This is a genomic window from Microcoleus sp. M2_D5, from assembly GCF_036701935.1.
GTDB lineage: Bacteria > Cyanobacteriota > Cyanobacteriia > Cyanobacteriales > Microcoleaceae > Microcoleus.
Genome location: NZ_JAUBRP010000011.1, coordinates 79,386 through 92,227, shown reverse-complemented (window position 1 = coordinate 92,227; position 12,842 = coordinate 79,386). Strand labels below are relative to the sequence as shown.

10 protein-coding genes are annotated in these 12,842 nt (G+C 47.3%); 7 read left to right on the top strand and 3 right to left on the bottom strand.

All coding sequences use genetic code 11. The features are described 5' to 3' along the window. Window positions 1-47 precede the first annotated feature (47 nt). The gene (locus QUA50_RS07255; protein ID WP_333261864.1) at window positions 48-1,370 is read right to left on the bottom strand and encodes a J domain-containing protein; all 1,323 of its coding nucleotides are present in this window, start codon (window positions 1,368-1,370) and stop codon (window positions 48-50) included. Between the two features lie 344 nt (window positions 1,371-1,714). Between QUA50_RS07255 and polA the strand changes: the two genes are divergently transcribed. The 6 genes from polA to QUA50_RS07225 all read left to right on the top strand — a co-directional run bounded on the left by polA (window position 1,715) and on the right by QUA50_RS07225 (window position 9,419). Beyond that, complete coding sequence (gene polA / locus QUA50_RS07250; protein WP_333261867.1) at window positions 1,715-4,921, top strand: DNA polymerase I; 3,207 nt, start codon at window positions 1,715-1,717, stop codon at window positions 4,919-4,921. An 11-nt stretch (window positions 4,922-4,932) separates the two neighbouring features. Then, window positions 4,933-5,505 carry a thermonuclease family protein gene (locus QUA50_RS07245; RefSeq protein WP_333261869.1) on the top strand — a complete coding sequence of 191 codons (573 nt, stop codon included), beginning with the start codon at window positions 4,933-4,935 and terminating at the stop codon, window positions 5,503-5,505. 661 nt (window positions 5,506-6,166) lie between these two features. Continuing rightward, complete coding sequence (locus QUA50_RS07240; RefSeq protein ID WP_333261872.1) at window positions 6,167-6,688, top strand: hypothetical protein; 522 nt, start codon at window positions 6,167-6,169, stop codon at window positions 6,686-6,688. Window positions 6,689-7,014: 326 nt separating this feature from the next. Continuing rightward, window positions 7,015-8,730 carry an ATP-binding protein gene (locus QUA50_RS07235; protein WP_333261874.1) on the top strand — a complete coding sequence of 572 codons (1,716 nt, stop codon included), beginning with the start codon at window positions 7,015-7,017 and terminating at the stop codon, window positions 8,728-8,730. Between the two features lie 95 nt (window positions 8,731-8,825). Next, window positions 8,826-9,032, top strand: a complete 207-nt coding sequence (locus tag QUA50_RS07230; RefSeq protein WP_333261877.1) for a hypothetical protein — start codon at window positions 8,826-8,828, stop codon at window positions 9,030-9,032. Between the two features lie 3 nt (window positions 9,033-9,035). After that, window positions 9,036-9,419 carry a hypothetical protein gene (locus tag QUA50_RS07225; RefSeq protein WP_333261880.1) on the top strand — a complete coding sequence of 128 codons (384 nt, stop codon included), beginning with the start codon at window positions 9,036-9,038 and terminating at the stop codon, window positions 9,417-9,419. Window positions 9,420-9,491: 72 nt separating this feature from the next. Here the strand turns inward: QUA50_RS07225 and QUA50_RS07220 are convergent, their stop codons facing one another. Next, the gene (locus QUA50_RS07220; protein WP_333261883.1) at window positions 9,492-9,731 is read right to left on the bottom strand and encodes a type II toxin-antitoxin system prevent-host-death family antitoxin; all 240 of its coding nucleotides are present in this window, start codon (window positions 9,729-9,731) and stop codon (window positions 9,492-9,494) included. Then, entirely contained in the window at window positions 9,718-9,966 is a 249-nt protein-coding gene (locus QUA50_RS07215) for a type II toxin-antitoxin system RelE/ParE family toxin (RefSeq protein ID WP_333298705.1), read from the bottom strand. The genes QUA50_RS07220 and QUA50_RS07215 overlap by 14 nt, the downstream gene beginning before the upstream one ends. Before the next feature lie 196 nt (window positions 9,967-10,162). On the opposite strand from QUA50_RS07215, the gene clpB reads away from it, so the two are divergent. Then, window positions 10,163-12,778, top strand: coding sequence for an ATP-dependent chaperone ClpB (gene clpB / locus QUA50_RS07210; protein WP_333261888.1), 2,616 nt, complete (start codon window positions 10,163-10,165; stop codon window positions 12,776-12,778). Window positions 12,779-12,842 lie beyond the last annotated feature (64 nt).

Sequence of the window (12,842 nt, the reverse complement as noted above, 5' to 3'; positions counted from 1 at the left end):
CTGTTGACTCTTGAGTGTTGACAACTGACAACTGACAACTGACTAATTTAAAAGATCCGATCGCCCAACCAACTTCCCAGCCACAGCCCAAAACCGGAAGCAGCCACCAACAGGATAAACGTATAAAGCGCACTGCCAGTGTCGATCGACCTTTCAGCAGCTACCATCCGCGCCACAACTCCAGCAATAATGCCGATCGCAGCCCAAGCCCCATAAACAGTCTTAGACCCGGCGATAGCCAAGGCTTCGACCATCTCCCCCGAACTAGCCCCAGCCAAAACCCCCGCCCACGCCCCAATCAAGAGCCCGATCGCACCTCGGAACCCGACGGGGCCGCCAGAATTGACGCCTACTTCCGCCGCCAGCCCGCACGTCAAACCGACAATCGCCCAACACGCGGCCGTCACCAACGCCTTAACCCAATTCCCAGAACCCGTTCCAGCCATCAATCCCACCACTGTCACCACTCCCCCTACAGCCAAAACAGCAGCCACAGCCCGAGACTGGGCCTCAGAACTGGCGATCGCCCCCAAACCAGCCCCAACTGCGCCCCAAGCAGCCCCTGTGACCATTCCTCCCGCCTGAAAACCAGCGATCGATCCCCCCACCGCCCCAGCCAAAACTAACGCCGCCAGCCACACTCTAGGCGTTGCCGAACCCTCCGCCAGCAAAATCGCGGCCCACAGCCAATCTGCACCGCAGATTAAAGCCCACATCCACAGCGGGGCGGCTGATTTCGTCAAAATCCAACCGGTCAAAGCGTAACTCACCACGGCGATTGCCAGCGGCCACCAAGGGAAGCTTGAATACTGTTGAGATGGCCGCACTTCCCTCGGCGGGATTCGCGGTTTTGAGTATTGAGTTGAAAATTCTGTTTTCCTTCTAGAAGTAAGCTTTCGATAGTTTTGAGATGGCCCTGCTTTCCTCGCAACGCTTCGCCCTGGTTGCTTTGTGCCCCGCCACCCAGGGCGACTGTGAGTGGTAAATCGTTTCTTTCTTGAAGAGGTTTTTTGAGTTAGAAATTTTTTGGAGGCCGCTTTTGGACGGGTTTGACGGCGCTCTTGACCAGGCCTGGCGGCTGATTTTCCAGAACGCCTTCTCAGCGGTTTTTCCGGCGCAGGGGGCGGTGGCTGCTGAAACTGTTGTTCGATCGACCTCGATTCAGGCTGACTCAGAAACAACACCAACTGCTGGTAAGCTTGATTAATTTCTGTTAATCGTTGTTGAGCTTTTTGTTGCAGGCGATCGTTGTTGGCAAACCGATCGGGATGCCACACAAACGCTAAATCCCTGTAAGCGCGCTTAATTTCTTCTAGGGAACTTCCCGGCTCAATTTCGAGGATTTCGTAGCATCGATTAATGTCAGCCATAGGCTTCGGGCAGGTGTTGGTAAATTCGCGTGAAGCGCAGCTATCCCGTAGGGAATCGTACTTAACATCTTGTACTATTCTCAGCCAAGCTGCACATTAAGCCGAGATCCGATCGAGTGTCAATCGATTGCGCGATTTTAGATTTTAGATTTTAGATTGACTTGCGCGAGATAAATGCGGGGGACGCAAGGATTTTCGATTTTCGATTCTGGATTGATTCCACGGATCAATCACGTGGCGGGTACCACCTTTGAAATTCTTGGTCAAGCGTTCTCAAGTCTGTCGGTCATCCCTAGGGTCGATCGATGCAGACTGACAACTGAGTACAATGAGAAAATCCTTTCGTGCGATCGGTATTTGTGTCTGTGTCGGAAAATCAAGCTCCCACCTTCATCTTAGTTGACGGCCACTCCCTGGCCTTTCGCTCCTACTTCGCCTTTGCCAAAAGTCGAGACGGAGGCTTGCGAACGACGACAGGCATTCCCACCAGCGTCTGTTTTGGCTTTCTCAAGTCGCTGCTGGAAGTAATGGCGGCCCACGACCCCCAGTACATGGCGATCGCCTTTGACCTCGCCACACCCACATTTCGCCACGAAGCAGACGACACCTACAAAGCCGGTCGAGCCGAAACACCCGAAGATTTTAAGCCGGATATCAAAAACCTGCAAGAACTCCTCACCTATTTGAATTTACCTGCAATAACTGCTCCAGGCTACGAGGCAGACGATGTTTTGGGAACTTTGGCAAACAAAGCCAGCGCGGCGGGTTATCAGGTCAAAATCCTCACCGGCGATCGAGATTTGTTTCAATTAGTAGAAACCGACAAACAAATCAGCGTATTGTATTTGAGTACGGATGAACTCAGGCGATCGGGAAAAGGCAAATCCCAAGAATACGGCCCGGAAGAAGTCAAAGCCAAACTCGGTATTTTGCCCGAACAAGTAGTAGATTACAAAGCTCTCTGCGGCGACAAATCCGACAACATTCCCGGAGTCAAAGGCATCGGCGACAAAACCGCCCTGCAATTGCTGGAAGCTTACAATTCCCTCGATGGAATTTATGCAGCCATCGACGAGATTAAAGGAGCAACTAAGAAAAAGCTAGAAGAAGGCAAAGAAGCTGCTTATCATTCTCAACGCATGGCGACAATTGTCCAAGACGTGCCATTAGAAATTAACTTAGAAGATTGCCAGCTTATAGGTTTTGACGAATCAGCCTTGATTCCAATGCTGGAAAAGTTGGAATTTAAGACATTTTTAGGGAAAGTTAAACAAATTCAAAAACGGTTTGGCGGCCCTGAACAGCCATTAGAAAAGGGCGGGCAAGATGCCCACCCCACAATCAATTCTATCGAGAGTGGAACAGGCATCTTGCCTGTTGCCGACAGTGGAACAGGCAAGATGCCTGTTGCCGACAGTGGAACAGGCAAGATGCCTGTTGCCGACAGTGGAACAGGCATCTTGCCTGTTGCAAAGGGCGGGCAAGATGCCCAACCCCTACTCCCCACAATAGATAAGTTAACTGCAACTTCTAAAAGTTCAGAAGACGAAGACGACGACTTGTGGTTTTTTAGTCCTGCAGACACCAAAGCCGCCCAGCAAGAGAAAAAACTGCCAATTAAACCCCGAATAATTCAAACAACCCAACAGTTAAACGAATTACTCGAACTGCTGCAAACCTGCACCGACAAAGCCTCACCCGTGGCGTGGGATACCGAAACTACCGCCATCGAACCGCGAGACGCCGAATTAGTCGGAATTGGCTGCTGTTGGGGAACCGGCGAAGAGGATCTGGCTTACATTCCCACGGGACACAAAACGGGCACAAACTTGGACAAAGCCACAGTTTTAAATGCTTTGCGTCCGATTTTGGAAAGCGAGAATTATCCCAAGGCGCTGCAAAATGCTAAGTTCGATCGATCGATCCTGCGCTGTCAAGGAATCAAACTAGCAGGAGTCGTCTTCGACACCATGCTAGCCAGTTACGTACTCAATCCCGAAAACAGCCACAGTCTCAGCGAACTGTCAAGGGAATACTTAGGCATTGTTGCTAAAACTTACAATGAATTAGTGCCGAAAAACAAAACAATTGCTGACATCAGTATTGTAAAAGTCGCAGACTACTGTGGCATGGATGTGTACACCACATTTCAGTTAGTAGGTAAACTTAAAGCCAAATTGAAGGAAGCTGATGAATCTAGCTTTCCCGATAAGTCTTTGCAGAAGTTGCTGCTGGAAGTAGAACAGCCCCTAGAGCCAGTTTTAGCAGAAATGGAATACTGCGGAATTCGCATTAATTCAGCGTATCTGCAAGAACTATCGCAGCAGCTAGAAAAGAGTTTAAAAGAAATAGAAGAAAAAACTTATCAAGCAGCGGGGAGAAAGTTTAATTTAGGTTCCCCGAAACAACTCAGCGAAATATTGTTAGAAAAAATCCCGGATGAGTTTCAGAAAAAGTCTCGCAAAACTAAGACGGGATACTCTACAGACGCCGCTGTATTGGATAAATTGCAAGGAGACCACCCGATTGTAGACGATTTATTAGAACACCGAACATTATCCAAGTTGAAATCAACTTATGTCGATGCTTTGCCGCAGTTAGTGCGTGCGGATACCGGGCGAGTGCATACAGATTTCAACCAAACAGCAACGGGTACGGGAAGGCTTTCTTCTTCCAATCCCAATTTACAAAATATTCCCATCCGCACTGAGTTTTCGCGGCAAATTCGCAAAGCTTTTTTACCGGAATCAGGTTGGCTGATGGTGTCGGCTGACTATTCTCAAATTGAACTCCGAATTTTGGCTCATTTGAGTCAAGAACCTGTGTTAATTGAAGCTTATCAAAATAATCGAGATGTGCATACCGTGACGGCTCAACTTTTGTTTGAAAAGGAAGAAATAACTCCAGACGAGCGCAGGTTTGGCAAAACGATTAATTTTGGGGTAGTTTACGGTATGGGGGCGATCAAGTTTGGGCGATCGATGGGCAAGACTTCCAAAGATGGCAAGGAGTTTATTGCTAAATTTAACGCTCGCTATAGTAAGGTTTTTGAATATTTGGAGAAAGTAAAAAAAGAGGCGATCGCCCTCGGATACGTTACCACAATTTTAGGCCGCCGCCGTTACTTAAACTTCGAGAGCGAAAGCCTCCGCGACTTAAAAGGCCGCAATCCCCAAGACATTCACTCCGATCGACTTAAATCTCTCAGCAGAGATGATGCCCAATCTTTGCGGGCCGCAGCCAACGCTCCCATTCAAGGTTCCAGTGCTGATATCATTAAACTTGCCATGATTGAGGTACACAAAATTTTGCAAAACTATCAGGCGCGGCTGCTGCTGCAAGTTCACGACGAATTAATCTTTGAAGTACCTCCCGATGAATGGGAAGAATTGCAGCCGAAAATTAGAAGTGCGATGGAAAGTGCTCCGACAATTATAAGTGCGATGGAAAATTCTCTGCCGAAAAATACAAGTGCGATGGAAAATACGCCCGGTATGGTACCGCTGATAGTTGATATCCACGCTGGGCAAAATTGGATGGAAACTAAATAAAAGACAGAAATATGAGCCAACTTAAAATCGCCATTTTCCCCAAAATAAAAACCTTAAGTGCAGTTGCTATGCTATTGCTACTATTTGGTTGTCCGCAAAAGTTAGCACCGAATAACTATGCTGTCAAGCGAGTCAGCGACGGCGATACCCTTGTCGCCAGCGATGCCGCCGGGAAAGATATCAAAGTGCGTTTTGCCTGCATAGATGCACCGGAAGTCGCGCACACAAATGCTGAGAAAAATAGCAAAGCAGCAGCAAAGAAAAATCAATTTAAGTGGGGAAATCTAGCGCACCAAAGAATGCAGCAGCTAGTCAAGCAAGGGGGCGGTCGCGTTGTTTTGACCGTCACCGATACTGACCGCTACGGCCGCAAAGTTAGCGAAGTTCGCTTGCCAAACGGCACATTTGCCCAAGAAGTTTTGATCCGCGAAGGATTAGCAATGGTTTACCGTCCTTACTTGAAAAATTGTCCTAGTGCAAGTGTTCTGGAACAAGCAGAAGCCGAAGCTAAGAAAAATCGCCGCGGCGTTTGGGGAGACTCTAAGTTTGTTCCCGCGTGGAAATTTCGGAACAGTGATAAATGATGGGAAGAAAGCCGATCGACTTCGCGATCGGGTAAAAAGAAGGAAAATGGTAGGATTACGAGCTAACTCTTGCCTTCGGAGTTTTGTTAGTCGAGTAGATCCACAAGTTTCAACCGATTTGTATATTGACAGGGACAGGATTATGTTGTTGGCGTGAAATCTGGGAACCGATATCAGACCTTTACAGTCTTGGACTCACTCCGGTTTTGTTAAACCCCGTCTATACTATAAATCTTAGGTTTATCTGCTCCGCATCGGCCCAGATAGCGGGTTTCTAGATACCGATGCCGATCGTCCTAATTTAGGAATGAGAATTAAATAACTTCCACTCTTGAAAGTGGGATGGGCTCTTATAGCCCGTCATGAGTGGACGGGCGGGACGCCCATCCCACAATAACAATTAAAATTGTAAGTTATTTAATTCGCGATCGTTAGTAGAATACAATCAAGACGAGGTTCTGCTCCTACGGTGTGCAATCTGTGGAGTTTCGGCGATAGCTGACACCAGATTCATCTAAAACTAGACATGAGTTCGATCGCACTTTGATCCGATCTGTTTTTTCGGAAAAGTCAACAAATGTGATAGGCTCCAGATAAACTAATAGACTGCTGACAAAAGCGGTCTATTGCAATCACCCAAAATTAACTTTACCGGACATCAATGAATATCAAACATCTGGTTATTTCCGGCATGGCCCTGCTCCTCGGTACTACAATCGTAGGAAATGCTATTGCTCAAGGACTGACGGACAACCAAAAAACGGTTGTTTGTCGCTTGAAAACAGAATTTGACCAGCGGAAAGGCAACGGTCAAAAATTAGTATTTGTGCCGTTGCTGGGTCAAGTTCGCAAGCAAGTTTCATCTCCTTTTAGAGCAACGCTGCATCCTAATGTGGAGTATGTTTTTGTTGCCACTTGCGACGGAAATTGCCAGGATTTAAACTTATCTCTCAAGGATGCAAGCGGTCAGGAAATCGCTGTGAGTCAAAAAACAGGCGAACTGGCGTCAATCTCTTTTACTCCCCCATCTCAAGGCGAATATCAAATCAGTGCTAAGCCTGGGGAATGCACGACGGCAGAGGGTTGCAGTTACGGCCTGGGAATCTTCGTTCCAGCAAGTGCTAGCGTACCTAATGCTTCAAGAATTCCTGCTGAGATAGCACAATTTCGACTTTGCCAGTAGGGGAACAAGGATAGAGTTGTAGGTTGCGAGTAGAGTAGGGTTTTCAATCAGAAATCTAACTCATAACTCGCAACTTATCTCGCAACCACCCCCGACGGTGAGTAGGTTCTTAATGACTCAAACCCTCCCTTTGACTGTTTCTTCTTGCTTCTGCTAGATTTTCTTACGCATAACTGCTCCAAACTGTCAAGCCGATCGAGCTGTGGAACCCTGCACAGGCCCCATAACTGCCGAAACCTGGTTTGAAGCCAGAACTTTATTTACCCTCCGGCAGGCATCAATTAGAATATAGATGGTGCCTCTCAAAGGTGATGAGTACATTGCCCATGTCTTTAACCTTAGCTTTGAAAAATCAACTGCAGAACCGTCCTCAAATAGGGTTGAAAAGTCTGTTGGGCCGCTTGGGTATCAGGCAGAAAATCGGCTGCGGATACGCCTTGGTCATTGGTATTGCCGTTTTGGGTGCTGTGGCGGGACGGGGAGTAGAATCCTATCACAAACAGCAAGTTAGAGAAAAACTAGCGATCGACCGAGACAAAGCGGAAATCCTGACAAACCTCAACAACACGGTGCAGGAAGTCAGAATTCAGCAGCAAGAGCTCGCGAGTCTGACTGCCAAACCGCAAATTTTCGATCGCGAACGATCGGAATTCCTGACTCGCGTGGCTCAGATGAGCGGCATCCTCGAACAACTGCAAACCCTACCGCCGACGAAGCATCCCGATATTGCCAAAGACTACCAACAACTTCAACAGTTCGCTCAAGTCAACGGCAAAACAGTAGAATCATACTTTCAACAAGTACAAAAATTGTTGGCTGCTGCGAAATTATCTGCTTTGAATCCGCAACAGCAGCAGGCTTTCGGGCGGAACTTGAACAATTTTGTGGCGGGCGAAACTGCTTTGAAACTCAAACAGTTTTCCGAGGATTCAGCCCAACTGGCCGTCAACTTTCGCGAGAAAGCAGACGAGGCATTGAGAACCTACGAAAATGCCGAAAAACTCGGAACTCTAATTCTCGTTGGCTCTCTAGCAGTATCCGCTGGTCTTGCAGCCGTACTTGCAGCATACACCAGCCGGGCGATCGCTCGCTCCTTAGAAGCCACCACCCTCATCGCTCAGCGAGTCACAGAAGAATCTAACTTTGATTTGCAAGTACCCGTCACTACTTCCGACGAAGTGGGAATGCTAGCAACTTCCCTCAACGAACTGATCCAAAGAGTAGCGGAATACACAGAAGAATTGCACGAAGCAAAAGTAGCAGCCGAAGCTGCCAACCGCTCGAAAAGTGCATTTCTCGCCAACATGAGCCACGAACTCCGCACCCCCCTCAACGCCATCATTAACTACAGCGAAATGCTGCAAGAAGATGCTCAAGATTCCGGTTCAGAAGACTTTCTCCCGGACTTAGAAAAAATTCAAACAGCAGGCAAACACCTGCTGGATATGATTAGCGACATCCTCGACATTTCCAAAATAGAAGCCGGTCACGTCACCCTTTATTTGGAAAACTTCGACGTGGCAACGATGATTGAAGAAGTGATGACTACTGCTCAACCGCTAGTAGAAAAAAAAGGCAATTCTTTAGCACTGAAAACCAAAGGCGAACTCGGTACAATGTACGCCGACCAACCGAAAGTGCGGCAAATTCTCCTCAATTTACTCAGCAATGCTGCCAAATTTACCGAAAAAGGCGTCATTACTATCGGCGTCGAAAGAATGAAAATTGAAAAATCAAGACCGGCGAAACACAATAAAAATAATGATATTCAATCGGGTTCAAGCTACACTTCTCAAGTTTTAATGTTTCGAGTCAGCGACACCGGCATCGGCATGACAAACGAGCAATTAGAGCAGATATTTAAACCTTTTACCCAAGCTGATGCTTCGACTACCCGCAAATACGGAGGCACGGGTTTGGGATTGACAATTAGCCAGCGTTTGTGTCAAATTCTCGGCGGCGAAATTAGCGTTGAAAGCGAAGACGGTAAAGGTTCAACTTTTATTGTCAGTCTCCCGGAACGGGTGGTGATGCAGGCATGAAGGATATCAGAGTGAAATTCGCTCCTCTTCGAGGGCGCAGCTTACGGGCGATCGTACAATCATAAATCAGTAAAATAGAAAGTGGAAAATGGAAAATGACTAACGGTCGCTCCGAACCCAATCCAGAAGACAACACCTCTAGGCACGCCGTAACTGAGCGCTGGCGGTGTAGGAAGATGCAGGAGAAGTACGGCTGGAAGTTACTAGGAATAGAAAGAACCGGAGACGACACCCTCAAGTACAATTGCGTATTTGAAGGCGAAACTCAGTTTCCCGACTATATGGACGACAAGGAGGAATAAGCAATGGGCAAGTACATCGTTTTTAGAGCTGATTTGACTGAAGAAGAAGGTGCAGAAAACAGACTGCTAGCGCATACGGGAATGCTCACAGACATTCTGGCCGAACACTTCGACTCTTCTAACCGACCAATTCCTCAACCGGGGTATAGATTTCGAGAATTTCACCGGATAGAAAAGTTTGCCGATCCAAAATTTCCCGCTGCGAACACCCACAGCCGAGTAGGAGACTGGGAAGTCGTCAGAGTTCAGACTTACTCGGAAGATTTACCTAGCAGTGATTTTGAGACAATTGTTGTGTGTTATTGCAGGTTCGCACCTGTAAATACTCCCCTCGAACCCATGTCGCCGATTCAAGTAGCCCCGATGTTGCAGGAAACACAGGTTTAAGAGGCATTTTGTCAAAAGGAATAAGAAAGAAGGAAGAAGTAAAGAACGCAAATTTTGACATTGATACACGGATTAATTATTGAGCAATCCTAACATTCTTTTCACCTCTGCTAAGGGCACAGAAGGCTGATTTGCATCTTCCTCTTTGGCAGCCCTCAAATCCATCAAATCTTCCATGTCAGCAATTAATTCTTGCAGTGCTTCAAATTCTTCGTAAGGTATCACTGCAAATTCTTTTTTGCCGTTTTTGGTAATAAACTCGGGATGTAGCTGAATCATCGATATTTCCTCCAGGCGTTTAAGAGTAAGCATCTTTTCGATGTTTGACGCGGTAGATTATCAAAACATCTTCCTCAATTTCAAATAAAACTCGGTAATCTCCTACCCGCAGCCGATATTCTGGCGTATAGTTTGTTAACCGTTTCACATCCCCCGCCAAATTATTTTGCATCAACTCAATTTTAGTCAAAACTCGGCTTTGTACCTCCGCTGGCAAAGATTGTAAATCTTTGAGCGCTTTCGGCTTAAACTCAACTTGGTAATTCATCAAAGTGCAACTTTTAGGCGCGACATTTTGCCTTTTGACTGCGAGAGACTGCGACAAAGGACGGAAATACCTATCTACAGAGAGGGGAACACCGATCCGATCGCCCGCCATTCACTCCCTACAATGACAATTATACGAGGAATCAAGCAATTGCCTCTACAGCAGCCATCATTTTTAATGCAGGGAATTAAAATTTATGCAACCGAATAATCCGAACCAATTTACTGAAAAAGCCTGGGAAGCCCTCGCGCGCACTCCCGAAATCGTCAAAGCAGGTCAGCAGCAGCAGCTAGAAAGCGAACATTTGATGAAAGCTTTGCTGGAACAAGAATCGGGACTCGCTAGCAGCTTGTTTAACAAAGCGGGAGTTTCTGTACCAAAATTGCGCGATCGCACTGATGAGTTTATCAGCCGCCAGCCGAAAATCTCTGGAAGCGGCGGCAACGTTTATCTAGGTCGTTCTCTCGACACCCTGCTAGACCGCGCCGAAACTTATCGCAAAGACTACGGCGATGAATTTATTTCGATCGAGCATTTGATACTAGGTTACGTTAAGGACGATCGCTTCGGCAAAAATCTACTGCAAGAATTTAAACTAGATGAAGCCAAGCTCAAAGATATCATTACCCAAGTTCGGGGGAAGAACAAAGTGACCGATCAAAATCCAGAAGGCAAATACGAAGCGCTGGAAAAATACGGCAGAGATTTGACAGAAGCAGCGCGTCAAGGCAAACTCGATCCGGTAATCGGAAGGGATGACGAGATTCGCCGCACGATTCAAATATTGAGCCGCCGCACCAAAAACAACCCCGTACTGATTGGGGAACCGGGAGTAGGAAAAACTGCGATCGCCGAAGGACTTGCCCAGCGAATTATCACCGGAGATGTGCCGCAATCTCTCAAAGACCGACAATTAATTAGCTTAGATATGGGCGCTTTAATTGCAGGTGCAAAATTCCGGGGAGAATTTGAAGAACGCTTGAAAGCGGTGCTCAAAGAAGTGATGGACAGCAACGGCAAAGTCATCTTATTTATCGATGAAATTCACACCGTTGTCGGTGCGGGTGCGACGCAAGGATCGATGGATGCCGGCAACTTGCTAAAACCGATGTTAGCGAGGGGAGAATTGCGCTGTATCGGCGCTACAACTCTCGACGAATACCGCAAATACCTCGAAAAAGATGCGGCGCTAGAACGCCGTTTTCAACAAGTTTATGTTGACCAACCGACAGTTGAAGATACTGTCTCGATTTTGCGGGGCTTGAAAGAACGGTACGAAGTTCACCACGGGGTAAAAATTTCCGACAGCGCCCTAGTGGCGGCGGCTACTTTGTCTACTCGATATATTAGCGATCGCTTCCTTCCAGACAAAGCCATTGACTTAGTGGACGAAGCAGCAGCTAAACTCAAAATGGAGATTACCTCCAAGCCGGAAGAACTAGACGAAATCGACCGCAGGATTTTGCAGCTAGAAATGGAAAGACTGTCGCTGCAAAAAGAAAGTAACGCTGCTTCGATCGAACGCTTGGAAAGACTGGAAAAAGACTTAGCCAACCTCAAGGAACAGCAAAGCGGTTTGAACGCCCAGTGGCAATCTGAAAAAAATGTCATCGGCAGCATTCAAAAGATTAAAGAACAGATTGACAAGGTGAATATTGAAATTCAGCAAGCTGAATTAAAATATGACCTCAACCGCGCTGCTGAGTTGAAATATAGCAAGTTAACCGAATTGCAAAAACAACTGCAACAAGCTGAATCTCAACTGTCAGCAACTCAAACCACAGGTAAAACTTTGCTGCGGGAAGAAGTTACAGAAGGTGACATTGCCGAGATTATTTCCAAGTGGACGGGAATTCCGATTAGCAAGTTGGTTGAATCGGAAATGCAGAAACTTCTGCACTTGGAAGATGAACTGCACAAGCGGGTAATCGGACAGGATGAAGCGGTGACGGCGGTTGCAGATGCAATTCAGCGATCGCGCGCAGGTTTGGCCGATCCCAATCGTCCGGTTGCGAGTTTTATCTTCCTCGGCCCCACGGGTGTTGGCAAAACTGAGTTGGCGAAAGCATTAGCCGCTTATCTGTTCGATACTGAAGAAGCGATCGTCCGAATTGATATGTCGGAATACATGGAGAAACACGCGGTTTCGCGGTTAATTGGTGCGCCTCCGGGATACGTTGGCTACGACGAAGGCGGACAATTAACTGAGACTGTGCGCCGCCGTCCATACTCCGTGATTCTATTCGATGAAATCGAGAAAGCGCACCCGGATGTATTCAACATCATGCTGCAAATTCTGGATGACGGCCGCGTTACCGATGCTCAAGGTCACACGGTAGACTTTAAGAATTCTGTGATTATTATGACCTCGAATGTGGGCTCTCAATACATCTTAGATGTGGCGGGAGATAACGAACAAATGCGGAGTCGGGTGATGGAAGCGATGCGGGGAACTTTCCGCCCAGAATTCTTGAACCGGATTGATGAGATGATTATCTTCCACGGTTTGAGCAAGACGGAATTGCGGCAGATTGTGCTGTTGCAAGTTAAGCGTTTGGAAAAACGGTTAGCCGATCGCAAAATGTCTCTGAAATTGTCGGAATCTGCGATCGACTTCTTAGCAGAAATTGGTTACGATCCGGTTTACGGTGCGCGGCCTCTGAAGCGGGGAATTCAACGCGAGTTGGAAACGCAAATGGCGAAGGGTATTTTGCGGGGAGATTTTGCTGACGGCGAGACGATTTTTGTGGATATCGAGAATGAAAGGTTGGCGTTTAAGCGGCTGCCGGCTCAGTTGGTGACTGCTAAATAATTTGAGTAGGGTGGGCTGCGGCCCACCTTATTTTTTTGAGGCGATGGTTCTTTTTTTGACCGCA

Bases quoted from the DNA above. Each gene is read 5' to 3' on its own strand.
- QUA50_RS07255 (WP_333261864.1), bottom strand. From the start codon at position 1,370: ATGGCTGACATTAATCGATGCTACGAAATCCTCGAAATTGAGCCGGGA.
- QUA50_RS07245 (WP_333261869.1), top strand. From the start codon at position 4,933: ATGAGCCAACTTAAAATCGCCATTTTCCCCAAAATAAAAACCTTAAGT.
- QUA50_RS07240 (WP_333261872.1), top strand. From the start codon at position 6,167: ATGAATATCAAACATCTGGTTATTTCCGGCATGGCCCTGCTCCTCGGT.
- QUA50_RS07235 (WP_333261874.1), top strand. From the start codon at position 7,015: ATGTCTTTAACCTTAGCTTTGAAAAATCAACTGCAGAACCGTCCTCAA.
- QUA50_RS07230 (WP_333261877.1), top strand. From the start codon at position 8,826: ATGACTAACGGTCGCTCCGAACCCAATCCAGAAGACAACACCTCTAGG.
- QUA50_RS07225 (WP_333261880.1), top strand. From the start codon at position 9,036: ATGGGCAAGTACATCGTTTTTAGAGCTGATTTGACTGAAGAAGAAGGT.
- QUA50_RS07220 (WP_333261883.1), bottom strand. From the start codon at position 9,731: ATGCTTACTCTTAAACGCCTGGAGGAAATATCGATGATTCAGCTACAT.
- QUA50_RS07215 (WP_333298705.1), bottom strand. From the start codon at position 9,966: ATGAATTACCAAGTTGAGTTTAAGCCGAAAGCGCTCAAAGATTTACAA.
- clpB (WP_333261888.1), top strand. From the start codon at position 10,163: ATGCAACCGAATAATCCGAACCAATTTACTGAAAAAGCCTGGGAAGCC.